Raw genomic sequence first — 25,608 nt, forward strand, 5'->3', positions numbered from 1 at the left:
GAAAATATCTTTCTTGATTCTATACTTATTTTGTACAACACTTTATAGTTTTAATTTTGAAAAGCACTGTAAATATACTTTCTTTTCACTTTGATATTGATATTACTGTAAAGCAAATGTTCAATAACTCAATTGAAATATAGACTATAATCATTAAATCAAACAACAAATTCCTATGTTTATCCCAAGCATGTTGCTTAAGCAACTTTACACAAGAGGTAGTTTAATAAATACTGATAATGGCATTAGCTTTTCAATAAAAAACCGACTTAAGGATGCTGAATTAAAGGAAATACTCCACATTAAGATTAATGGTAATGAAGTAAATCTTGAAACAGTCACTCTTACTACCTCAGATCAATCAGACATAAAAGCTAAAGACATAAATAAAGAAAATCGTTTAGCCTTCCCTCTCCGAAAAACAATCCAAATAAATATTACTGATTTTGATGAACTTCCTATAGAAAGACATGAATTGGAAATTAGCGTGAAGGCCTCTCCTTTTGGAACATTAAAATTATCTGTAAACGACACCGTAGCAGATCCAAACAAAGTGGAAAAAAGAATGCCTAGGGATGAAATGGATGATTTTGGGGAAAAGATTATCAAGGAAAGGCAAGCTTACGTTTCAGAATTTACAAAGAAACCAATCAATCATATTGGTAAATATTCAATTGATCCCCATGAATTGGCCGGAAACATTGAACATTTCACAGGTGTAGCTCAAATACCAATGGGGTTTGCAGGACCTATTAAAGTAAATGGAGAACATGCTATTGGTGAATTTATGATTCCTATGGCTACTACTGAAGGAACTTTAGTAGCATCATATAATAGAGGGATGAAAGTAGCTAATATGTGTGGAGGTATTAAAGTATCTGTAGTTGATGATGCCATGCAACGTGCTCCTGTATTCGAATTTTTAGATGCCAGAGGAGCTAGAGATTTTGTAAAGTGGATTCAATTAAACTTTGATAAAATAAAAGAAGAAGCTGAAACCACCTCATCAGTGGCCAACTTGGTTTACATCGATCATTTCCTATCTAATAAATTTGCCTTTTTGCGTTTCAACTTTAAAACGGGAGATGCCGCTGGACAAAATATGGTAGGCAGAGCAACTTTTGCAGCTTGTAGTTGGATTTTAGATCAATATCCAGGTATTAAAAACTTCTTCCTTGAATCTAATTTCGCCACAGACAAAAAAGCCTCTCAAATCAATATCATGAGAACAAGAGGTAAACGTGTAACAGCGGAAATCACCTTGAAAAAAGAAGTATTGCAACAATACATGAGAGTTGAGCCAGAACAATTGGATCACCATTCTAGAATTGCTGCTATTGGCTCTTTTTTATCTGGAGTAAACAATACCGGTCTACATTCTCCAAATGGCATAACAGCCATGTTTATTGCTACAGGGCAAGATGTAGCAAATGTATCTGAATCATCAGCTGGAATTATATATACTGAGTTAACAAAAGATGGAGATTTATATATTTCCATAACAATACCATCTCTCATTATTGCAACCTATGGTGGGGGTACAGGTATTGGTACTCAAAAGGAATCCTTAGAATTACTGGACTGCTATGGCAAAGGTAAAGCTTATAAATTTGCTGAGATTGTAGCAGCTGTTGTGCTTGCTGGAGAGATTTCTTTGGCTTCAGCTATCTCATCTTCCGATTGGGTAAGTTCTCACGAACAGTATGGTAGAAATAGGTAATATTTAAGTTGAATAAAGATATCATTTCCAAGATCAGGTATTAATAATGTATTTGATCTTGGATATTTTTTTGATCAATTTTTAATCTCTTTGATATACTAAAATAGAATTTACTTCCTTTATCAACTTCACTTTCAACCCATATTTTACCAAAATGCCTATCAACTAAATTCCTACAAAAACTCAATCCTAGTCCAGATCCATCATATTCTGATTCAGAATGAAGTCTAGTAAAGAATTTAAAAATTCTTTCTTGATATTCAGGACGGATTCCAATACCATTATCTTCAACACAAAATACCCATTCATCTTTGTTTTCTTTATGTGTGACTGATATAATAGGTTTTTGTTTTGGTCTTTGATATTTTATTGCATTAGAAATTAAATTGGCAAAAATTTGTTTCACATCAGTTGAATAGCAAACTATTATAGGTAGTTTTTTATACATAATAGCTGCATTTTTTTCGAGTATAACCTCATTTAGCATTAACTTCACTTCTGTTAGTGCATCATTAATATCAATAGATTCTAAATCTGAGGTTTTACCAGAAGTTGCCAATTGAGCCAAAGCATCAATTAATGATCTCATCTTATTGATGCCTTGATCTACATAACCAAAATATTTATTCAATTCTTTTTTATTATCATCATGATATTCCATTTTAATGATTTCTGTAAATCCAGAAACCGATCTTAAGGGTTCTTTTAGATCGTGTGATAAATAGGCGAAATACTCTAAAGATTTGTTCTTTTCCTCAATAAAAATATTTCTTTTAATTTGATCTAAAAATCTCAAATTCTCTTTGTTTAAGAAATAAAACAATAATATCACAACCAATATTGTGATGATATTATTACTTAAACGTTGAGAAAAAACTTGATCTTCTGGTACAGGTGTAAGTGGGCTGAAATTCAAAAAATGCCATTCCAAATAAATAAAAACAAAAAGGCCTAAAAATGATAAGTAGTTTTTTGCATTTCCAATATCATATCCAAAAATAACCATTGGTAAACCTAAATAAGCAAAAATAAAGTATTGTGCTTGTACTTCTGGTCCAAGAGTAATACTAAGTATAACTACATTTAATAATGAATAAAAACAATAGATATACCTAGGTAATAACTTCATACCATATTTATGTAAAACAGGAATTGATATAAGGATAAGCAACATTATGAGAACTGAAAAAGTTGCATAAATATTTACTCCTTGAATAACAAAATTCAAAAGTTGAATAAAGGCAAATACACTTGAAAATAATGTAAGAGTGTTAGTTAATCGAATTTTCTTTTCTGTCTCAAAATCGTAGCCCAATCCTGTTCCAAACTTGATTACCTTAGATAGAAGTTTTTTCATCACAATAGTATAAATAGTACCAGAGAAATCTTTCAATATTTAAAATAATAAAAAAAATAAATAAAATTCTTCTTAAATTAGGAAACCCTACATTGGTTTATTCAGAAACTACTCTATTAATGATTGATTTATCCATAAAAATTCTCATAGTTGAAGATAACCCTGCTGATGCAGAATTGATCGCCTATCACACAAAAAAAATAGTCAACTCTCCTGTTGTACATATCACCTACAAGTTTGAAGACACTGCTAAAATTATACAAATTGTTGAACCTGATATTATATTATCTGATTACCAATTGAAGAGTTATAATGGATTAGAAATCTTATATTTCATTTCTGAAAATCAAATGGTAATACCTATTGTTTTTATTACTGGAACTGTAAATAATAAAGAATTGGCTCCTCATGCAAAAGTGAAAGATGGTAATGGACTAATCTTAAAAGAACACATGAGTCAATTACAATCTCACTTAATGCCTTATCTAAATAATCTTCAATTACTAAAATTCATCAAGAAGATGAGAATTGAAGAAAACAAACCTAATTGCTCAATATCTGTTGAACACAGAAAAAAACTTGAAAGTGCAATACAAAAGATTGAAAGTGAATTGACTAATGTTTAATCCTTAAATAATCAATAATCATTTTATTAGACGGAGCTATTGGATATTTATCAACATCATCTATAGTCACCCAAGAGATCTCATCGTGCTCTAATAATTTGATATCGCCTGAAGTAATTACCACTTCGAAAGTATGTAACTCTAGAGAAACTTCAGGGTAATGATAAATGTGATGTGTCACTTTTTTATTTACAGTTACTTCAACATCAAATTCCTCTTTTAATTCTCTTATAATTGCCCTTTCAGGAGTTTCATCAGCTTCTATTTTTCCACCGGCGAATTCCCATAGACCTCCTAAATGTCTATCCATTGGACGTTTTGATAAAAGAAATTTCCCTGGGTGCAAAGGATGTAAAATCACCCCTGCCGCCACTTGAAGTAATTGTTTTGTTTTCATAAAAGTTTGAGATGTAGATGTAATTTTAAATCTACAAAAAAGACCTTGTATAAAAAGAAAAAGCCCAAGAAATTAAATCCTGGGCTTCTAAAATAAATTTTCAATCTAATTAGAATAATCGTAATGAATCATGTCCATCATTATGATCATCGTTAGAAGAATCATCTTCTTTCTTTGTAGTCGACTCTGTTGTATCAACAGCATCATCTTTACTTAAAAGTTTTGCATCTGTTACTCTATCGTGTGGAATTCTATTACCTAAAGCTTTCCAACCTTTCACTTCTACAAACTCTTTTAAATTCACTTGATATTTTTCACGTTTTCTTCCATTTGTATACGTTAGCTCCACCAACGGTGACATCTGAGTAGTAACAAGCAATAATCTAGAAGCATTTGCTTCATTGATAAACTTAAAGCGCTTGTTCATCGTCGATGTTTCGATATGGAAACGTTTGATGTAATATTGACGGTTATTCGTATCGTAATGAACAGCAGATATGGCTTTATACGGTAAGAACTTCTCGATTAATACTACTTTCTTAGCATCGTAACGATTAGTTATTTCAAAGTTGGTCAGTTCATATTCACCATCTTCATAGAAAATGATAATTCTGTCCTCATCTTTAAACTTACCAAGATATTTACCGTTTTCATCTTTGTTTAATAATCCAACAGATTCATCGTACCAAAGATCAATAGCTGGTAAAGTAGAAACACCCTCACGTTTTAACGTAACTCTTCTAACAGGATACTTAGTTAGGATATTTCCTTGAGACCCTCTACCCTTAATTTCTAGATCCGCAAAATCATATTCAAACGATTTTACTTTTGCACTACAGTTAGGTGATAGAGATACTCCTACTACTTCTGCTTCTCCATTAGGGTTGCTCGAGAAGTAAGTGACTTTAGATTTAGGGGATCCTTTAGTTACGTTATATTCCTTATCCCTAGTAAAACTAGGTACTTGGAAACGTTTAACTCTGGTAATACCCGTTGCTCCGTCTAAGTAAATAGCGTTATACACTTTACGCTCATCTCCTTTTACATAAACTTCTGCATGAAGAATGTTTTTACCGACGAATTTCTTATCTCCGATTTTGGTAATCACATACTCTCCAGTATTTCTAAAGACAATGATATCATCGATATCTGAACAATCCATTACTTCCTCAACACCTTCTTCTTTTTTCAGGTTGAAACCAATGAATCCTTCTTTTTTATTCACATACAACTTCGCGTTGTTTGCTGCTACTTTTGATGCCAAAATAGTATCGAAAGTAGTCAACTCAGTTAAACGCTCATGCTCTTTTCCATACTTCTTCAATAAGTTTTGGAAATATTCAATAGCGTATTCGATAATGTGAACAAGGTTGTGTCTTACCTCTTCTAGTTCTTCTAAAAGTGATTTAAGTAATTCATCCGCCTTGAAAGTATCGTACTTAGAGATTCTCTTAATCTTGATTTCAGTTAAACGAACAATATCGTCTTCTGTAATCTCTCTATAGAAGCTCGGTTTGAATGGTGTTAACCCTTTATCGATTGTTTCGATAACTGCTTCCCAAGTCTCACACTCTTCAATATCTCTATAGATTCTATTTTCGATGAAAATCTTCTCTAAAGAGCTAAATAAAATTTTCTCTTGAAGCTCACCTTCACGAATCTTTAATTCTGTCTCAAGTAATTTTACAGTATAATCAGTATCGCTCTTAAGGATATCCTCTACTCCAATAAATACCGGTTTATCATCAATGATGACACAAGCGTTTGGAGAAATAGATACTTCACAATCTGTAAACGCATAAAGTGCAGCAATTGTCACATCAGGAGACTGACCATTGGCCAATTGAATCTCGATTTCTACATCCTTAGCGGTATTATCAATTACTTTTTTGATCTTGATTTTCCCTTGATCGTTCGCTTTAATGATCGAATCAATCAAACTTGATGTTGTACAAGTATATGGAATCTCTTTGATCAATAACGTTTTATTGTCAGGCGACTCAATTCTTGCTCTATTTCTGATCTTACCCCCTTTCAGACCGCTATTGTAATTAGAACAATCTGCCAATCCTCCTGTAGGGAAATCAGGCAATAGATGCACCTTCTTACCTTTTAAAACATCAATAGATGCTTTGATCAACTCCTTTACGTTGTGAGGCATAATCTTCGTTGCCAAACCAACCGCAATACCTTCTACCCCTTGTGATAAAAGTAATGGGAATTTCACTGGTAAGTTGATAGGTTCTTTCTTACGTCCATCATAAGAAAGTTGCCATTCTGTAGTCTTTGGATTAAAAACTACCTCTAATGCAAACTTGGATAACCTAGCTTCTATATAACGAGGTGCTGCCGCACTATCTCCCGTTCTTATATCACCCCAGTTACCTTGAGTTTCTATTAATAGTTCTTTTTGCCCTAAGTTTACTATTGCATCACCAATAGCCGCATCACCATGTGGGTGATACTGCATTGTCGATCCAATAATGTTCGCCACTTTATTGAAACGTCCATCATCCAACTCTTTCATTGAATGAAGGATCCTTCTTTGTACAGGTTTTAAGCCATCATAAATGCTAGGCACCGCTCTTTCCAAGATTACATAAGAAGCGTAATCAAGGAACCAGTTTTGGTACATACCATCAATATGTATGACATTATTATTTTCTGAATTTTGCTCGTTTTCCACGTTAATCCTCAAAAATTGGTAGTCGAAAAAAAATTGCCTAGATCACAAAAATATAGATTTGTAGCTCACATACAAATGAAAGTGATCATAAGTCGATATTTAGATTACAAATAAATTACCAAAATTTAAACATTGCACAAAATAATGACATTTATTGATCAAAATAATCGAAAAATGAAACGTATTTTGAACATTTTTTTACAATCTTAACAAGTTTTAAGGGTAGCTACTTTTTTCAATAATCTGCGTATAAAAATTATATATTAAATAATTAGAAAAATGTATTCATCTAAATACCTATTATCTATACTACTATCACTTTTCTTTCTTGGGAAGATCCATGCTCAAGAAATGAAAAATAACCTAAAAGTTAGTCGTACAGATCACGCAACAATTCTTACATGGGCGGATCATTCAAAAGAGCATTATAAATTTGAAGTCCAAACCTCATCGGATAAAGTGCATTGGAAACATGAAGCAGTCCAAGCGAATGATCATGCAGTTTATCAATATAAAATAGCTGCAAACCAAAATGACGACATCTACTATAAGGTCATGAAATGGGAAACTGATTATCTATGTACTGTATACGCACATGGTAGTACCAATCAGTTAAGTAATAAAAATGTCATCATTAAGAAACAAAAAGATGGTTTCTTTATAGAGGGCAAGAAAGATGAAACCATTGGTATTATTGTTTTGGATGCTAAAGGTAGTTTAGAGTTCCAAGACCCCTATGGTAAAATCAATAAATTCTACAAGCTTGGAGAGGGTGAACACTTTGTAAAAGTAAGTGTAGGTGGAATCGTCGAATTTGAAAAAATTATCATTGAATGATTCTCTCCCGTGAATCAAATAATTAACAACAAACTCCCCTTTATTATTAACTAAATTATGGTAATTGTATTTGTAACCATCGCTTTTCTATTGACGTGTGGATATCGTCTCAGAAAAGTTTCATAAATAAAAAAACACAACATCCTGTTAAAGATGTTGTGTTTTTTAATATATAGCTGAATGAAATTATTTAATCATACCCGCCGCAACAGTTTCATTTGTCTCTTGATCAATTAAGATCAAGCTACCTGTTGCTCTGTTGGTCTTATAGCTATCTGTAACAATAGCAGATGATAAACTAATCGAAATCTCACCAATTTCGTTCATCTGAAGACCTGAATCTGTGCTGATGTGCTCCATTGTATTGATATCCAATTTGTCTACTACAGTTGTTACAGTGGCTTCTACCTCTGTTGTTGTGTGCTTCAGTAAATATTTACCACCAACTGATAAACCATTCTGGTTCATCCAACAAACTGTTGCATTAATTGAATCTACTTCTGAAGGTTGGTTGTCCGCCTTAGCGATCATGTCCCCTCTCTTCAGTTCCAATTCTTTATCTAAAGTGATCACCACTGACATTGGAGGAAATGCTTCTTCAATACTTCCGTCCATTGTTTCAATAGATTTAATCTTTGCGGTCTCTTTTGAAGGGAAGGCAACAACCTCGTCACCTACCTTAATGATACCACCGTCAACTCTACCAGCAAAACCATTGAAATCGTCAGTTTTCACTACTCTTTGGATTGGGAAACGACCATTCACCAAATCAAGATCTTGATCGATTTCTACTTTCTCCAAGTTTTCCAATAATGATCCACCCGTGTACCAAGGTGTTTGCGTAGAATCGTCTACTACATTATCCCCTTTAAGTGCTGAGATAGGAATAAAACGGATATCCTCAATACCGATTTTTTCAGAAAATGCTAAGAAATCAGCTTTGATTTTGTTGAATTGCTCTTCAGAGTAATCCACCAAATCCATTTTATTTACAGCCACTACAATATGCTTGATTTTCAATAATGAAGCAATGAATGTGTGACGTTTTGTTTGCTCTACGACACCATTTCTAGCATCTACAAGAATAATTGCCAAGTTCGCAGTCGATGCACCCGTTACCATGTTACGTGTGTACTGAATGTGGCCCGGAGTATCAGCAATAATAAACTTACGCTTAGGTGTTGCAAAATATCTGTAAGCTACATCAATGGTGATGCCTTGCTCTCTTTCTGCTTTTAGTCCATCAGTTAGTAAGGCCAAGTTAACGTTCTCGTCCCCTCTAGACTGACTTGATTTTTCGATCGCCTCTAATTGGTCTTCGAAAATTGCTTTTGTATCGTACATCAGACGACCAATCAAGGTACTCTTACCATCGTCTACACTACCTGCTGTAGTGAAACGAAGAAGGTCCATATCTAAATACGATTGATCAACAGCTGAAGCTGATTCTTCTCTGATGATACTTGGATGATTTAATACTTCGCTCATTGTTTTTGATGTCTGAATGTTAGAAATAACCTTGTAATTTACGCTCTTCCATTGCGGCTTCCGATCGTTTATCGTCCGAACGGTTACCTCTTTCTGTTACTCTAGAAGAGGCTACTTCTTGAATGATACCCGATAAGTTATCTGCATCAGATAACACAGCACCCGTACAAGTCATGTCGCCTAGAGTTCTGTAGCGAATTAAACGCTCCTCGTACTTCTCGTCTTTCAACAAAGTGTTCCAAGGAGATTCAGCCAGTAAAATACCGTTTCTTTCTACTACTGGACGCTTGTGAGCGAAGTAGATAGAAGGTAAGGCAATTTTTTCCTGAGCAATATATTGCCACACGTCCATCTCCGTCCAATTGGAAATTGGGAAGATACGGAAGTGCTCATAATCGTTATAATGACCGTTGTAAAGTGTCCATAGTTCTGGACGTTGGTTCTTTGGATTCCACTGACCGAATTCGTCACGGTGAGAGAAGAAACGCTCTTTTGCTCTTGCTTTCTCTTCATCACGACGTCCACCACCAAAGGCAGCATCGATGTTGTATTCTTCCAAAGTTTCCAATAGAGTAATCGCCTGCAAGCCATTTCTACTTGGGTTTACCCCTCTTTCCTCTACTGCAGTACCTTTATCGATAGATTCCTGAACAGACCCTACGATTAAATCAAGATCGTATTCTTTCACCATCCAATCACGGTAGTCGATCGCTTCTGGGAAGTTATGACCCGTGTCGATGTGAATTAATGGGAAAGGAACTTTACCTGGCCAGAATGCTTTTCTAGCCAAATGTAACATTACGATAGAATCCTTTCCACCAGAAAATAGCATAGCTGGACGTTCGAATTGTTCCGCCACCTCTCTGAAGATATAGATCGCTTCAGATTCCAGCTGTTTTAAGTGAGTTAGTGTATGAGTCTGCATACCTATTTGTTTTCGTCTAATTTAATGATCGGCAATACGGCTTCTAAAAGCTGTTTTAAGCTATCCTCCAAAGATTGCTCATGCGTTGGGATACGCACAAATGGGTCTTTTGGAATATCGAATGGAGAATCCAAACCAGTAAAGTTCTTGATCTCCCCTGCCAATGCCTTTTTATATAATCCTTTTACATCACGTTCCGCACACACTTCAAAAGGACAATCAATATGTACTTGTTTAAAATCTTCTTCGCCAATAATGTCTCGTGCAATTGCTCTGATTTCCTCTGTTGGGCTAATCAAAGAACAGATGGTCACCAAACCTGCCGAAGCAAATAATTTCGATACTTCAGCCGAACGACGAACATTCTCCATTCTATCTTCTTCAGAGAATCCAAGATTATTATTTACGCCTGTTCTAAGATTATCTCCATCCAAAAGCATGGTTTTATAACCTAAATCATACAATGCAAACTCCAGTGCTTTTGCAAGAGTACTTTTTCCAGAACCAGATAAACCTGTCATCCATAAAACAACTCCATTTTGTTTAAGGAGACCTTCCTTCTTTTCTCTGCTTAATAGAGAATTGAATATCGGATGTATATTCGTAGCTTCGCTCATATCTTTATTTGTCGAGGTAATTTAATTAATTCTATTACCCTATATATTTAATAGGCAAATATAGAGTAACGTATTTCGATTACAAAGATTTTTAAAAAAATTTGAGATTTGCATCAATAAATCAGTAAAAAAATGGTCAAAACAATGTGAATTTCTCAATCATTAACAATTGAGTTTGATAAATTTGGGTATGTATGATATCACCATTTTCCAAAAATTATTTCAGTTTATTGAAGATCAAAAGTTTAATTATTCTATTGAGCTTTATGATGAAATAAGCCCTTATCCATTTATTAAGATTGATGACAAATCATTGTTCATTCATCTTATTGAACCGGATTTAGTACATAAAGAATGGCATGCTTCATCATCAAGTATTATAGAGGTTGGCAAATATTTACACCCAAATAAAGTGATACATCTTTGGAGTGATACATTCGAATTTAGAACAGAAGCTTGTTTATCTAGAATTGCTGCATCACTAGGTAAATCAAAAGTGATTTATGGACGAAAGGTGAAAGTCGCAAAAATAACAAAGCCAGAATTAGATGACTTTCTATCTATTAACCATACAGGTAAAATTACTAATGCTAAAATCAAATACGGGCTTTTCCTGAATAAAGCATTAATTGGTGTAGCCTCTTTTAGTGGGAAAAGAAAAATGACAAAAACTAATATTGGTCATGAATCCTATGAAATGATTAGATATTGTAATAAAAATGGAATCACCATAATGGGAGGACTTAGTAAAGTACTCAAACAATTTGTGATTGATTATTCTCCAGATGACATTATGACTTACACAGAAAATGACTGGTCGTTTGGAGATAGTTTCTCTCAAATTGGGTTTAAAAAAATAATGAATAATCATTCAGTTATTTTCATATGGAATCAAACTACAAAAAGTCGAAAATTACTTCCCTACAATCAGACTATCAATGATTTAAAAGAAGATGAAATAATCCTTTATAATTCAGGGAGCTCAAAATTTATTTTTAACTTTAATTCGATTAACGTTTAAAATTCCTTAAGTTCTCTAAAAGTTATTATATTTCACAAATTGAAAACCTGAAGTCACTCTTAATAAACTCCTATTTTCAATTTTAACCGAAAGGAAACACCTTAATTAAAAGCATTTTTGTAAGCGCTAAGCGATGAAAAAAGCACTATTACTTCTATATTTATTCACTATCTGCATCTACACTACTTCCAACGCTCAGAAAGCCATTATTGATAGCCTCAAAAAGGAGTTAGGAAATTTAGATGAAGAAGAATTAATTGACGCATATTTTCAAATCATGTGGAACTCTAGAGATCTGTCTCCAGATACCACAATTTATTATGGTGAGAAAATTTTAAATATTACTGAAGGCACTTCTGAATTTAAAGATCGAGCAAAAGTACTTAACCTCATTGGGGTAGCCTGTAGAAATAAAGGACACTATTCTAAAGCATTCGATTTCTTCAAACAAGCATTATTACAAGCAGACGTTTCAAACAACCAAATTCAAAAAGGATATTCATATATAAATATCAGTAATTTATTCTTTTACGAAGGGGATAATTATGAATCCCTTAAAAATATTAATGAAGCAATTATTATCGCAAACAAAACCGGTGATGCTCAATTGATTGGTTATGCCTATCAAGTTTTTGGTAATATTCAATTATCAAGAGGAAAGTATGAGTTGGCTTTAGAGAACTATCACCACAGTTTAAATCAGCGAAAATCTATTGGTAAACAAGACCTGATTGCCTCTGCTCATCAAAGTATTGGAGAAGCTTATTTACAAGCAGGTAGTCCTTATGACGCAAGGGTTCAGTTTTTAAAAGCTAAAGAAATCGCTATTGAAGCCGATTATGAATCTTTGATTTACACTTGTGAAGCTTCTCTTGGAGAAACCTATTTTAATAGTAGCTCAGATAGTTTAGGTATTGCTTTAAATCATTATGGAAAAGCATACAAAGGTTTTCTTAAGCTGAAACAACAACTTAAACAAGCTAAAATATTAGAGAAGATCGCACAGGTTTATCTGTTGCAAAATAGTATATCAAAAAGTATAGAAGCTGCAAACAAAGGTTTAGTGATTGCAGAAAAATTACCTGCGATTCAAGAGGCACTATTACTTTCAGACGTTCTCTCTAAAGCATATAATAAAAGAGGTGATATTATTAAAGAAGCAGAAGCCCTACGAAAATACATCTATTATATACATCTTTATCAGGACGAGGAAAAGCTGAGAAAAGCTCAAATGATTGAGAATAATATGGCTATTGCTCAAAAACAGGAAGAAATAAATCTCCTTAATCAGAAGAATACTTTATCAGAAGAGAAGATTGTTTACAGAGAATACGCTTTAATTTCCGTAATTGTCACACTAGTGCTAATGGGGGTTATTATTTATCTGATCAATCAGAAAAAGAAACGATTTAAAGAGTTTAGTAATACTTTAAAAGTTAAAACTAAAGAAATCCAAGATCAAAAATTTATTATTGGTGAAAAAGTAGTTCAGGTTTTAGAACTCAATGAGCAACTCACTAAAAAGAATGATGAGTTAAAAGAAAATTTGGTACAAACTAAAAAAATTCATGAACAGTTAGCTCGATCTGAAAAAATGGCAATCGTTGGACAAATGATGGCTGTTGTTGCTCATGAAATAAATAATCCTTTAAACTTTATCTCCAACAATATTGTACCTATTAGCGACAATCTAAAGGAGGTACAAGAGATGGTAAAGGAACAAGAGATTGATAACAAAGAAGAGTTTCAAGAAGATATTGAAGAGTCTATTCTTCTTTTAGAAGGAATTGATGATGGGGTGAAAAGAATTCGAGAGATCTCACAAGATCTAAAGAATGCGGTAAAGTCAAACCACGGGGTACCCAAGCCTCTTGATGTTAATCAAAGTATTAACACTACACTCAATCTTTTATCAAAAAAATATAAATATGATGGTATTGACCTTCAGGTAGAACTTGAAGATCATCTTCCTGAAGTTGTTTGTCTAGGAGGTAAAATATCACAAGTATTTATTAATGTAATAGACAATGCCTATCAAGTTGTAAAAGAAAATGACAATGATACTAAGGTCATTAAGATATCCACCAAAAAATTAAAAGACGATAGAATTGGCATTAGTATATCTGACAATGGAGGTGGCATAAAAGATCTTGACCATTTATTTGAGGCTTTTTATACTACAAAAAAAGAAGGCTTAGGTTTAGGGTTAATTATCAGTAAAGACATTGTCGAACAGCACAAAGGAAGCATAAACGCCTTTAATAACAAGGAAGGTGGAGCAACATTTACAATTCAGCTTCCATTAGAAGGAATTCAGGTATAAAAAAACACCCCATGGGGTGTCTCCTAAAATATATTATAAATGAATGGGCTATTAGTAGCCCATTTTCTTTTCAATTAGCTGAATAATTATGTGAATCACTTTGATGTGTATTTCCTGTATTCTATCAGCAAAACCAAAATGAGGCACCCTAATTTCGACATCAGCTAGCCCTGCCATTTTACCGCCATCTTTACCAGTTAATGCTATTACTTTAATACCTTTCTCTTTAGCGACGTCAATAGCATTGACAATATTCTGAGAATTACCACTTGTGCTCAATGCAAAGAGGACATCTCCTTTTCTACCAACTCCTTGCAAGTATCTTGAAAAAACATACTCAAATCCATAGTCGTTACTTACGCATGATAAGTGACTAGCATCAGATATGGCAATTGCACCAATTGATGGTCTGTCTTCTCTGTATCTACCAGTAAGTTCCTCTGCAAAATGCATTGCATCACAATGTGAACCACCATTTCCACAAGAGATTACCTTTCCATCATTTTTAAAAGAATCCACCAAAAGATCAGCAGCCTTTTCTACAGAATGAATATTATTTTCATCTGATAGAAACTTTTCCAACACCGTTTGAGCTTCTTTTAGCTCACCCTCAATTAATGATTTGAAATCTGACATACGTATTTTGTGAATCTTTTTTTGATCTTAATTGTACAAATTTGTGCTTGATCTTACAAAAAACTAAAAAAACTTTCTATTTTTATAAAATATTAACTCAATCCAAACACAATCTTAATTTAATAACTGATGGATTTTAACTCTTCAAAGCTACAGGATCAACTTACGTTCGTTTTGACTGAATACGGTCTAAAGGCTGGCATGGCAATATTATTCCTCATTGTAGGATTTATGATTGCCAATAAAGTTGCCCATATTGTTGCTAACCAAGTAAAAAGGAAATCATCTGATAATCATGCATTGATCGACTTCATTACCTCTTTGGTAAAAATTGGCCTAAAGGTGATTATTCTAATTGCCGCTATTGGTATTGCGGGGGTAGAAACAACATCTTTCATTGCAATGTTAGGTTCTGCAGGTTTAGCTATTGGTCTTGCTTTACAAGGTTCTTTAGCAAATATTGCTGGTGGAGCGTTACTTCTAACTTTAAAACCAATGAAAAAAGGAGAATTGATCGAAGCACAAGGTCACCTTGGTGTCGTAGAAGACATTGGACTTTTTGCTACCTCAATCGTCACTCCTCATAGAAGACATGTATTTATTCCTAATGGCGGATTAGCTGGAGGAGTAATTAAAAACTATACAAGAGAAGGTTTTGTAAGATGTGATGTACCTATTGGCATTTCTTATGACTCTGATATCAAAAAAGCCAGACAGGTACTTCTAGACGTCATTAAAGATGACAAAAGAGTACTTACGCAACCTGAAGCTCCAGTAGTTTGGGTGACTAACCTTGGTGATAGTTCTGTTGATCTTCAATTAAGAGTACACCTTAAAGTAGATGATTACTGGGCATTTTTATTCGAAACATTAGAAGCGGGTAAAATTGCTCTTGATAATAACGGTATTGAAATTCCATTCCCTCAAAGAGTGGTACATATGAAACAAGAAGCTGAAGCTTAGTTCATATTAATTTATTATATTGAAGCTCTACTATTTAGTAGGGCTTTTTTTTCAAACAAACTTTTGTATCATGAAATACTATCTATTAACTCTCAGCTTCTTTACTATTTCATTTTTCTCCATTGGACAAGTGGGAAAACAACATTTTTATGATTTGACTGAGGAACAAGTCAATTATTACATAGATTCTTTAAACCAATTAGAATTTGATAATGAAACAGATCGAATTACAAATGAAGTAGATAAATCGTTAATCTATTCCTATTACAATGATTATCAAAAAGCCATTGTGATTATTAATGATCTCATTTTGTTCCACCCTAAAGATTACAAATTATATCATCAAAGAGGTAATTATCACATTGAATCAAATCATCATCAAAAAGCAATAAGAGATTTTTCTACAGCTTTAATGTATGCCCCTGATAGTGCTTATGTTGAAATACTCGTCAACCGCGCAGCTGCTTTTTCTCACATCAGACAATTTGATAAGGCCTATAATGATTTACAAAAGGCCTATGCTAAAGATAGTACTGATTTAGGTGTATTAAATAATTTAGGAACAGTAAGTGATGAACTTGGAAGAAAAGAAGAGTCATTTATCTATTTCAATAAAATAATTGAACTTGATCCTACTTTTATGCCCGGCTATTTAAACTTAGGTTTTAAATATCAATTAATTGGTGAACATGAAATGGCTATTGAACAGTTCAATATCGTTATAGAGAATAGTCAATATTTAGGATTGAGCTTAAACAACAGAGCCTACAGTCGTCTACAACTTGGAGATGTAAAAGGAGCGTATGAAGATGTAATGAAATCTTTATATGTTGACGACACTAACTCCTATGCATTCAGAAATCTAGCTTTGATTTACATTGAAATGAAAGATTATGAAAAAGCTTGTGAAGCCATTGATGAATCAATAAACAAAGGTTTCATTCCACGTTATGGTAACGAGATTGTTGATTTAAAGAACAAATATTGTGAGATAAGTTCTACTCAATAAATAGTCAATATTTATTTAAATGAGACAAGAAGTGTAAATCATAAAAACGTCATGATTTGCACTTTTTTTCTTACATAAGCTACTTTATTTAGAATTAATCCAATTTAGTTTTATATATTTGATCATTAATCAAGAATAAGTCTAAATAAACAAAACTTATGCAACAACAAGATCCGCTATTTATCAGTACAACAAGCTCAAGGTTATTAGAAATGTTATCAGTCACTGATGATCAATTTCTTGAAGACATCCCTTGTAAGAAAAAGAACTGCTGCAAAAAGTATAAGCGTAAGGGCAAGCATTGTAAAAAATGTCCAAAAATTTAGATTTAGTTGAAATTTACATTTCATTTCGCATATAGCTATTGACACTTTTTGTGTAACTTTGCGGTAACTTAGGTAATCGTATAAAATAAAAAAATGCTTACACAAGAGCTTAAAGATAGAGCAGATCAACTAGGATTTATTGATGTTACAGAAAATAACCCTATTGATCTCAAAAAAGAAATTACACGTTTAAAAGAAGAAAAAAACGCTGTTTTTCTAGCCCACTATTATCAAGATGCCGAGATCCAAGATCTTGCAGACTTTGTTGGAGATAGTTTAGCATTAGCACAAAAAGCAGCTGATACCGATGCAGATATTATTTTATTTGCAGGTGTACATTTCATGGCTGAGACAGCTAAAATTATCAATCCCGAGAAAAAAGTTATTCTTCCAGATTTCAAAGCTGGCTGTTCATTAGCGGAAGCAGCTCCAGCAAAAGAATTTTCGGAATTTGTCAAACAATATCCAGATCATACTGTTGTCACTTACATCAACTCTTCTGCTGATGTAAAAGCATATACAGACATTACAGTTACATCTACTAATGCTTTAAAAATCATCAACTCACTTCCTGAAGACGAAAAGATCATATTTGCACCTGATAGAAACTTGGGTAAATATATCATGAAGGAAACAGGTAGAGATATGTTGCTATGGGACGGTGCTTGTATCGTTCATGAAGCATTTGCTTTAGACAAGATTCTTGATTTACACAAGGAAAACCCTCATGCAAAAATTATTGCTCATCCAGAATCTGAAATGCCACTTCTTAAAGTAGCCTCTTTCGTTGGTTCAACTGCAGCGTTACTAAAATTTGTGCAAGAGGACGATAGCGACGCTTATATTGTTGCTACAGAAGCTGGAATTTTACATAAAATGAGAGAAGCAGTTCCTCATAAAAACTTAATTCCTGCCCCTTCTAAAGAAGACAATACTTGTGCATGTTCTGAATGTCATTTCATGAAAATGAATACATTGGAAAAAGTGTACAATTGTTTGAAATATGAATACCCTGAGGTAGAGGTAAGCGAAGACATTCGTGTTAAAGCTATTGGTTCAATAGAAAGAATGTTTGAACTATCATAGATTTATAATGCTGTTTTCGTTAAAAACGAAGACAGCATTTTATTTTTTTTTAAAATAACCAATGACAAAAGTAGATTTTCTAGTAGTTGGTTCTGGTATTGCAGGTCTGAGTTACGCATTAAAACTATGTGAATACTATCAGGACAAGGAATACCACCCACAAATTTGCTTAATTACAAAGGATGAACCCTTTGAAAGTAACACAAGATATGCTCAAGGAGGAATTGCGGCGGTCATTGACGCAAGAGACTCTTATGAAAAACACATCCAAGACACCCTTATTGCTGGATCGCATATTAACAATGAAGAAGTTGTAAAACTCGTTGTTGAAAATGGCCCCGAACGTATTCGAGAATTGATCAATTGGGGAACTCAGTTTGATAAATCTGATAATGGAGAATATAACCTTGCTAAGGAAGGTGGACACAGTGACCACCGTATACTTCATTTCAAAGATGTTACTGGGCAAGAAATTCAACGCGCACTTCTTAATGCCATCAAACAATATGATAATGTAAAAATCCTTCAAGATTACTTTGCTGTCGATTTAATAACACAGCACCACCTTGGGGAAGATGTTACACGTTATCGTAAGGACACTCAGTGTTATGGTGTTTATGCTTTAAATAAAATTACTGGTGAAGTAGAAACTATCCTTTCCAAAGTAACTTTATTAGCTACTGGAGGTATTGGTCAGGTGTATAAAACAACGACAAACCCTTCTGTCGCTACCGGTGATGGTATTGCTATGACCTATCGGGCAAAAGGACATGTTCAACAAATGGAGTTTGTTCAGTTCCACCCTACCGCCTTATATCAAAGAGGACATGAAGGGAATGCATTCCTAATTACCGAAGCAATGCGCGGATCTGGTGCTATTCTTAGAAATAGTAAAGGGGAAGACTTTGTAAAAAGATATGATGATAGAGGATCTTTAGCTCCTAGAGACATTGTAGCTCGTGCTATTGACTCTGAAATGAAGAAGGAAGGTAAAGAACATGTTTGGTTAGATGCATCAGTCATTGATGAAGCCGAACTGAAAAGCCATTTCCCTTCTATCTATAGTCATTGTCAAAAATTAGGTATAGACATTACCAAAGAATATATTCCGGTTGCCCCTGCCTCTCATTATTTATGTGGAGGAATTGTGGTAAATACTAAAGCAGAGACTTCTATTAATAACTTATTGGCCTGTGGAGAATGTACTTGTACAGGTTTACATGGTGCTAATCGTTTAGCTTCAAATTCGTTATTAGAAGCGGCAGTATATGCACATGAAGCTTTTGTTACCGCAACACAGCTTGTAGAACAAACACAGTGGATGGAACAGATTCCTGATTGGAACAAAGACGGTACAACTGTTCCTGAAGAATTGGTTTTGATTAACCAATCTAGAAGTGACCTACAAAGAGTAATGTCAAATTATGTGGGTATTGTTAGATCCAACGAACGTTTACGTCGTGCATTTAAACGTACTGCCTTGATTTACGAAGAGACGGAAGAACTGTACAAAAGAACAGAGATTTCTCAACCTCTTTGTGAGCTAAGAAACATGATTACGATCTGTTACTTGGTCATTAGCGGAGCAAAGGAAAGGCATCAAAATATTGGCTTACATTATTCTATTGATTTTGAATAATTAAACCCTAAGATACAAAAGAGGCTGTTTTCAACTTTATGAAAACAGCCTCTTTTATTTATATCTATGTACAGTCCTAAAATAACTATACTAACAAGTAGAATTTGGATTCTCAAAGTTCTTACTTTCATCCTCATCTCTATCTGTCAGACATTTAAAGTCTTTTTCGATCAATAATTTAAGAGAAGATCCATCAGCATTTTCTTGAACAGATGAAAAACCAACTGTAGAAGTATCCACCCATTCTTTGATCTGATCAACAGTTAGTAAAAACTGAAGTTTATTCCCTTGCATTTCTGCTGACATCTCTCCTCTTTCAATAGATTTTACTCCATAAATAAAAGAGGTTGCACCTAGTTGGGAAGTCGTATAAACCTCACCTTCTCTATATAGCTCGTCAATATCCTCTTTGTTTAGACGAAGACGGATACTGTTATCTAATAATCTTAATTTCATAATCTATTTTTTATAAAACCATACGGTATATTGTTGTCCTTTTTTATGCTCATTTACTTCTGCATTTAGCTCGATAAAAGCATTTGCTGCAGATAATTTCGCCAAATCGCCAGAACCTCCACCTGAAATAGGATTCGCATAAAGTAAACCATCTTCCTTATAAAAAGTCTCCACTTGTAAGAAGAATGTCAATGGTTTATCAAATTTAAAATCTTTATCTAGAATTGCCTTAGATGGCAAGTACTTTTCTTTTTTTAATTGTGAATTTAACCAAGGAATCATATATCTATTAGAACATAAATAGGTAGAAACTGGATTACCAGGTAAAGCAAACACCACCTGCTTATCCGACTTTCCAAACCAGAAGGGCTTTCCAGGTCTTTGTTTCACTCCATGAAACTGTTTTTTTATACCCAATGACTCAAATACCTCTGGTAGAAAATCAAATTTGCCTTTTGATACTCCACCACTAAAAACCAAAATATCAAATTGTTCTTTTATATTTTTGATCTTGATCAATAACTCTTCTTTATCATCAGTAAGATGAAAAATTTCTGAATCAAATCCATTCTCTGACAACGTTGCTTTTAGAGAATAACAATTCGACATTCTTATCTGATAATCATTCGGTGTATCATCCACTCCCACTAATTCATCGCCTGTAGCAATTACCGCAATTTTAGGACGTGCTACTACTTTTACTTTTGACTTCCCTACTGTCGCAAGAATACCAATTTCTGAAGAAGATATTTCTTTTCCTGCTTTAATCAGCACGTCTCCTTCAGCTTTATCCGATCCCTTTTGATGGACATTACTCATCATCTGAGCATTTTTAAAGTCAAGTATCTTTACTCCCCCTTCCACTTTTTCTGTCCATTCGTAAGGGATCACTACTTTTGCATTTACAGGCAATACAGAACCCGTCATCACTTCAAGACAGTTTTCTCTATTTTCTAAAGTCAATTGAGGGCTTCCTGCTGCTTGCACACCTTCTACCTCAAAAACCTTATCTGTTTTACCTAATTGAGAAGAGTGAATGCCTACACCGTCCATAGCCACACGATGAAATGGAGGAAAATCTCTATCGGCAAAAATATCTTCCGCTAACGTTCTTCCTAAAGAATGAACCAAATCGACCTCTTCAATTTTTAAATTAAGTGAAACTTCACCTATTATTTTATCCACCTCTACAGGTTCTATCAATTGATTTTGCATTGTAGTTTGATTATTGAGAAATTGACGTCTGAATTTTATAATTTCGCTTTCATGAAAGATCAAGAAGAAAAAAACACTACACTTACACATTTAGATAAAGAAGGCAATCCTTCTATGGTAGATGTAGGTGAAAAAAATATAACTACACGTATAGCTATTGCTCAATCTATTGTTGAATTTCCACTTGAAGTCGCACAGACTATTCAAAAACAGGATAATCTTACGAAAAAAGGGTCGATTTTTCAAACGGCAATCATTGCAGGTATCATGGGAACGAAAAAAACTTCTGAATTAATCCCATTATGTCATCCTTTACCGCTCGATAAATGTAATATTGAGATCGAATGGAATTCAGATACTGAATTATTAATTAAGAGTACTGCAAAGGTAACATCAAAGACTGGGGTGGAAATGGAAGCGCTTACCGGTGCTACTGTCGCAGCGCTAACTATTTATGATATGTGTAAGGCTTTATCCCAAGACATCATCATTAAAGAGACCAAGTTATACCACAAATCGGGAGGAAAAACAGACTTCAACAGATAATGAAAAAACATCAGAAACACGCCAAACTAACCCGTAAAAATATAGGAAACTTTGCCACAAATGAAATTGCCATAATGGGCACAACCTGTGGTGAAATTAAAAAGTTTGCTGGTGAAATAGCTTCAAACCTTCCTCATCGAAATCCTGCCTTTTTGGACATGGATCACAAAACAGATGAAGAAGAATTAGAGAAATCATTTTATGGTGAAGTTCATTTACAAGTCACTGATAAGATAAAATTTCACCGATTAGATGTAAAGTCGAACTACAATAGCTTCGAAAAAAGACAGTTATTTAATGGTTCAGATATCTTGATTGTAAATGGTAATCATTATGAAGCTTCAGAACAATTATTGTTTATTGATGATCGTAAACCATTAATTAAGAAAATTCAAAAAGTGAAAAAACCGATTGGTATTGTTTTTTCAGAAGGGCAAACATCCATTCCTCAAGAAGTACTTGATGTTCTCCCAGAACTAAATGATTTACCAAAATGGTCCATTGAAAAAGAGGGAACGATAAAAGAGGTTGCTGACTACATAGATCAATATTACAAAAAGCCCACTTTAAAAGGTTTAGTACTTGTAGGTGGAAAATCTACTCGAATGGGAAAAGATAAATCCACATTAAAGTACCACGATGTACCTCAGTGGCAATATGCCAAGAACCTTTTGAGTAAGTATTGTAAGGAAGTATATCTTTCAACAGCGCATGATTCCAATGCCTTCGAAGATCAAAAGACAATATCTGACAAATTTATTGGACTAGGACCGATGGGAGGAATTTTATCGGCCTTTCAAGAAGACCCTAATGCTGCTTGGGTGGTCATTGCTTGTGATTTGCCTCTATTATCAGAGAAAACCTTGGATGATTTGGTTAATCAAAGAGACACCTCAAAATATGCTACCTCATTTAAGAGCCCAAGTTTAGATTTTCCTGAACCTTTAATCTGTATTTGGGAACCTAGATCTTATGGGAAACTGTTAGAATTTTTAAGTTGGGGTTATTCATGCCCAAGGAAAGCACTTATCAATAGTGATATAAATTTAATTATTCCTGAATTTGAAGAAGAATTGACGAACGCCAATACTCCTGAAGAATACAAGAAAATTAAATCAGAGATATAATAACAAAGGCTGTCTCAAAATAAATTTGAGACAGCCTTTTGATTTTATTCTTTATTGTGAATTAGAATCCAAATCTATAATTGACACCAGTAAGTAAGAACTTACTAAAATCAGAAACACCGTATTCACCTCTAACAGACCAATGTTTACTTAGTTCATAGTTAAAGCCGAACTGAAAAGTCCATTGTTTTATTAAATCCTTTTTGATGAAATAGGCAATTGGTAAATCAGTAATTTTATCATAGTCTGTATCAGATAATCTTTCTTCAATTCTTGCCTGTACTCTATCAATAATTCTTTGTTGAGGGGCTGTTAAACCGTTATACCATTCTTCAATCTGATTATCTAAGTTTGGTAACGCTTCGTTAATAGTCACTGAACCAGTATTACCTTCATTATTTGTGAAGTTACGATACATCGCACCTATATAAAATGCTAGCTTCGTTTTATTTTTAAAACTAAACCTTCTACCTATTCTCATCGATGTTGTAAACAGTCCAACGCTTTGTTCTAATAAAGCTGATTTAGAAGAAGAGTAGTTTCCATCAACACTAACAAAATATTTTTTATATGCATAATGGAATGTTGCACCACCACCAACGGTTACAGCATCAAATTCTACCTTACTACTAAATTCTGGAAAAGTGACGTTTTCGAATTGTGGCTGTAAACTCACTTCAGTACCACCAACAGACCTAGAAAATAAACCATAGACATTCATAAAAGGTAGAGCAAATAGATCTGCTCTTAAATTAAGTCCATTTGTAAATGCTCTAGTTTTTTTAAAACCTAAAGTCTGTTCATTCAAAATATCCGTCATATCTTTACCTGCAATACTCATTTCAAATTGAGTAATGTCTAGATACATTTCGTTAAATACATAGTTTAGACTTATACCTGCTGGCAAAGGAAAATCGATACCTCTATCTTGAACCTGTTGACCTAAAATTGGAAATACATAGGGGTATTTCTTTTTAGTTTGAGTGGAATCAGAAGATTGAGCAAAAATTGAAGTTGTAGAGAGTAAAAGTATAATTACTTTAAATAGTTTCTTCATTGTTATAGTTATTATCTTAATTTTTAGAAAGATCTACCTAAGCCAACACTAATCGACCAAGAATCATATCCTTCTTTGAGGTCATAAAATATACCTACTGGAATTGACCAATTATTTCCAATAGCAAAATTATATTCAGTACCTATTCTTAAAACGCCTAGGTTATGATGTCTTTCTAATTCAATACCCCCACCTACAAAAGCATTCCAACTTGGTAATAAAGTATAAGTAGCTACTCCTACTAATACTAATGCATGATCCCTTTCCAGGTCTTCTTTGTGAGGTATAATGTAACGTCCTAGCTCTATATCTGCCATAACACCTAGTTCAAATCTAGGTTTGATCTTATATAAATAATCAAAACCAATTCCAGGTACAAAGTGGCCTTTATGATTTAAATTATCTTGATTGGTCCCTTTTGGAATATAAGTTTGAGCGAATGTAACAGAAATAAAATGTCTTCCTTCTGACTCTTTTTCTTCTTGAGCAATAGCAGAATTCTGAAATACCAGACAGAATAATAAAGTGACAATTATTGAAGAGAGTATTTTATAGTTCATGAGTAGATTGAAGGTTAATTACCCAATATTAAAACATCATTGATATTAGGACTAAACAAATATTTAAATATTTTTTAACATAAAAAAGCCTACCATAAAAAAATATGATAGGCTTTGCCTGAACTAATTACTTATTTTCTTCACAACCTTTTAAGTCGCCGTCTTTAGCCCATAATTTTATATCAAATAATTCTGGTAAATTATCTGGCTCTCCAACATCTGTTGAGTCCATAAATGCTCTTGTACCATCTGCTGGTAAATTATCAATATCATCTCCTGGCTCAGGAGAATCATCTTCTCCTTCCATAATTTCGAACAATTCTCTTAATGAGATATAGTAGTTTTGTTCTTCCTCATCCCACTTAAAGAATGAAGAAGCATCAACAGCTTCTCCTATTGTATCTTCTCCTTCCTCATCCATTTCACATGTTTCTGCTAAATAAGACTTGTAAGTTAAAGCAGCACTTTCATCAGCATAGAATGACCAAGAAAAATCTGCATTTTGTTCTACTGAAGTTAATGCAACTGAACTTTCCTCAAAATACCAAGTACCTTCATCAGACATTCCTAATCTTTGAGATGTAGAGTCATGTTCTTCTGGATGAACAGGCATGTCATCACTATAATGCATACTCTTAGTTGAGATATACATCATCTTGCCATCAATATCAAATTTAACTTGAATGTTTAATGGCATAGGTAGAGGTACAATCGCTTCACCACCAGGTAAACTATCATTTTGGATTTTAATTTCAGTTAAATCTCCATCCGTTGTAAAATAAAGATAACTAACGTCTTCAGGGTTAATATCATCTTCACCAGTTTCTTCGTCGCATGATAAGAAAGAGAAAGTTAGGCCTATAAGTAATAGGTACTTCCAAATTTGATTGATTTTCATAATGAAAAATAAAAATTATGGGTTATAAAAATAGTTTTTAGGGCCTATCAATTTAAATAGTCTACAGATGATAGGGCTTTAATAATCAGTCAA

At 33.7% G+C, this 25,608-nt stretch carries 23 protein-coding genes; 11 read left to right on the forward strand and 12 right to left on the reverse strand.

Features of this window, described 5'->3' with window-relative positions:
* The first annotated feature begins 175 nt into the window (after positions 1–175).
* Positions 176–1,720, forward strand: a complete 1,545-nt coding sequence (locus MY04_RS08510; protein WP_066208626.1) for a hydroxymethylglutaryl-CoA reductase — start codon at positions 176–178, stop codon at positions 1,718–1,720.
* A gap of 40 nt (positions 1,721–1,760) precedes the next feature.
* On the opposite strand, the gene MY04_RS08515 is transcribed toward MY04_RS08510, so the two are convergent.
* Positions 1,761–3,077, reverse strand: a complete 1,317-nt coding sequence (locus MY04_RS08515) for a sensor histidine kinase (protein WP_158297623.1) — start codon at positions 3,075–3,077, stop codon at positions 1,761–1,763.
* A gap of 119 nt (positions 3,078–3,196) precedes the next feature.
* Between MY04_RS08515 and MY04_RS08520 the strand changes: the two genes are divergently transcribed.
* Positions 3,197–3,703 carry a response regulator gene (locus MY04_RS08520; RefSeq protein WP_066208629.1) on the forward strand — a complete coding sequence of 169 codons (507 nt, stop codon included), beginning with the start codon at positions 3,197–3,199 and terminating at the stop codon, positions 3,701–3,703.
* On the opposite strand, the gene MY04_RS08525 is transcribed toward MY04_RS08520, so the two are convergent.
* The gene (locus MY04_RS08525; RefSeq protein ID WP_066208630.1) at positions 3,693–4,100 is read right to left on the reverse strand and encodes a (deoxy)nucleoside triphosphate pyrophosphohydrolase; all 408 of its coding nucleotides are present in this window, start codon (positions 4,098–4,100) and stop codon (positions 3,693–3,695) included. The genes MY04_RS08520 and MY04_RS08525 overlap by 11 nt on opposite strands.
* Positions 4,101–4,209: 109 nt before the next feature.
* Entirely contained in the window at positions 4,210–6,735 is a 2,526-nt protein-coding gene (locus tag MY04_RS08530; protein WP_236941110.1) for a DNA gyrase/topoisomerase IV subunit A, read from the reverse strand.
* Positions 6,736–7,065: 330 nt separating this feature from the next.
* On the opposite strand from MY04_RS08530, the gene MY04_RS08535 reads away from it, so the two are divergent.
* On the forward strand, positions 7,066–7,623 hold the full coding sequence (locus tag MY04_RS08535) for a hypothetical protein (RefSeq protein ID WP_066208635.1): 558 nt from the start codon (positions 7,066–7,068) through the stop codon (positions 7,621–7,623).
* 186 nt (positions 7,624–7,809) lie between these two features.
* Here the strand turns inward: MY04_RS08535 and MY04_RS08540 are convergent, their stop codons facing one another.
* The 3 genes from MY04_RS08540 to cysC are packed head-to-tail and all read right to left on the reverse strand — an operon-like array spanning position 7,810 to position 10,653.
* A complete protein-coding gene (locus tag MY04_RS08540) occupies positions 7,810–9,111 on the reverse strand; it encodes a sulfate adenylyltransferase subunit 1 (RefSeq protein ID WP_205960505.1) in 1,302 nt (433 codons plus the stop codon).
* Between the two features lie 19 nt (positions 9,112–9,130).
* Positions 9,131–10,036 (reverse strand): sulfate adenylyltransferase subunit CysD, encoded by a 906-nt coding sequence (cysD, locus tag MY04_RS08545; RefSeq protein ID WP_066208637.1) that lies wholly within the window; start codon positions 10,034–10,036, stop codon positions 9,131–9,133.
* 2 nt (positions 10,037–10,038) lie between these two features.
* Positions 10,039–10,653, reverse strand: a complete 615-nt coding sequence (cysC, locus tag MY04_RS08550; protein WP_066208639.1) for an adenylyl-sulfate kinase — start codon at positions 10,651–10,653, stop codon at positions 10,039–10,041.
* A gap of 169 nt (positions 10,654–10,822) precedes the next feature.
* Between cysC and MY04_RS08555 the strand changes: the two genes are divergently transcribed.
* Positions 10,823–11,674, forward strand: coding sequence for a hypothetical protein (locus MY04_RS08555; RefSeq protein ID WP_158297624.1), 852 nt, complete (start codon positions 10,823–10,825; stop codon positions 11,672–11,674).
* 133 nt (positions 11,675–11,807) lie between these two features.
* On the forward strand, positions 11,808–13,997 hold the full coding sequence (locus MY04_RS08560) for a tetratricopeptide repeat-containing sensor histidine kinase (RefSeq protein ID WP_066208643.1): 2,190 nt from the start codon (positions 11,808–11,810) through the stop codon (positions 13,995–13,997).
* Positions 13,998–14,048: 51 nt separating this feature from the next.
* Here MY04_RS08560 and lpcA read toward each other — a convergent pair whose 3' ends face one another.
* Positions 14,049–14,633: a D-sedoheptulose 7-phosphate isomerase gene (gene lpcA / locus MY04_RS08565; protein WP_066208646.1), complete on the reverse strand. Its 585-nt coding sequence runs from the start codon at positions 14,631–14,633 to the stop codon at positions 14,049–14,051.
* Between the two features lie 129 nt (positions 14,634–14,762).
* Between lpcA and MY04_RS08570 the strand changes: the two genes are divergently transcribed.
* From MY04_RS08570 to nadB, 4 genes are all read left to right on the forward strand, one after another.
* Positions 14,763–15,596, forward strand: a complete 834-nt coding sequence (locus tag MY04_RS08570; protein WP_066208648.1) for a mechanosensitive ion channel family protein — start codon at positions 14,763–14,765, stop codon at positions 15,594–15,596.
* Positions 15,597–15,666: 70 nt separating this feature from the next.
* The gene (locus tag MY04_RS08575; RefSeq protein WP_066208650.1) at positions 15,667–16,605 is read left to right on the forward strand and encodes a tetratricopeptide repeat protein; all 939 of its coding nucleotides are present in this window, start codon (positions 15,667–15,669) and stop codon (positions 16,603–16,605) included.
* Between the two features lie 419 nt (positions 16,606–17,024).
* Positions 17,025–18,017, forward strand: coding sequence for a quinolinate synthase NadA (gene nadA, locus MY04_RS08580; protein ID WP_066208655.1), 993 nt, complete (start codon positions 17,025–17,027; stop codon positions 18,015–18,017).
* A gap of 61 nt (positions 18,018–18,078) precedes the next feature.
* Positions 18,079–19,656, forward strand: a complete 1,578-nt coding sequence (nadB, locus tag MY04_RS08585) for an L-aspartate oxidase (protein ID WP_066208658.1) — start codon at positions 18,079–18,081, stop codon at positions 19,654–19,656.
* Between the two features lie 90 nt (positions 19,657–19,746).
* On the opposite strand, the gene MY04_RS08590 is transcribed toward nadB, so the two are convergent.
* Complete coding sequence (locus tag MY04_RS08590) at positions 19,747–20,112, reverse strand: DUF7009 family protein (RefSeq protein ID WP_066208660.1); 366 nt, start codon at positions 20,110–20,112, stop codon at positions 19,747–19,749.
* A 3-nt stretch (positions 20,113–20,115) separates the two neighbouring features.
* Positions 20,116–21,327 carry a molybdopterin molybdotransferase MoeA gene (locus MY04_RS08595; RefSeq protein ID WP_066208662.1) on the reverse strand — a complete coding sequence of 404 codons (1,212 nt, stop codon included), beginning with the start codon at positions 21,325–21,327 and terminating at the stop codon, positions 20,116–20,118.
* Between the two features lie 51 nt (positions 21,328–21,378).
* Here MY04_RS08595 and moaC point away from each other — a divergent pair, with 51 nt between their 5' ends.
* A complete protein-coding gene (gene moaC / locus MY04_RS08600; protein WP_066208664.1) occupies positions 21,379–21,873 on the forward strand; it encodes a cyclic pyranopterin monophosphate synthase MoaC in 495 nt (164 codons plus the stop codon).
* A complete protein-coding gene (locus tag MY04_RS08605; protein WP_205960506.1) occupies positions 21,873–23,000 on the forward strand; it encodes an NTP transferase domain-containing protein in 1,128 nt (375 codons plus the stop codon). Before moaC ends, MY04_RS08605 begins: the two co-directional genes overlap by 1 nt.
* A 61-nt stretch (positions 23,001–23,061) precedes the next feature.
* Here MY04_RS08605 and MY04_RS08610 read toward each other — a convergent pair whose 3' ends face one another.
* From MY04_RS08610 to MY04_RS08620, 3 genes are all read right to left on the reverse strand, one after another.
* The gene (locus tag MY04_RS08610; protein WP_066208667.1) at positions 23,062–24,057 is read right to left on the reverse strand and encodes a hypothetical protein; all 996 of its coding nucleotides are present in this window, start codon (positions 24,055–24,057) and stop codon (positions 23,062–23,064) included.
* A 23-nt stretch (positions 24,058–24,080) separates the two neighbouring features.
* Positions 24,081–24,617, reverse strand: a complete 537-nt coding sequence (locus MY04_RS08615; protein ID WP_066208669.1) for a hypothetical protein — start codon at positions 24,615–24,617, stop codon at positions 24,081–24,083.
* Positions 24,618–24,744: 127 nt separating this feature from the next.
* A complete protein-coding gene (locus tag MY04_RS08620; RefSeq protein ID WP_066208671.1) occupies positions 24,745–25,515 on the reverse strand; it encodes a hypothetical protein in 771 nt (256 codons plus the stop codon).
* Positions 25,516–25,608: the final 93 nt, after the last annotated feature.

The organism is Flammeovirga sp. MY04 (assembly GCF_001682195.2).
GTDB classification, from domain to species: Bacteria; Bacteroidota; Bacteroidia; order Cytophagales; family Flammeovirgaceae; genus Flammeovirga; species Flammeovirga yaeyamensis.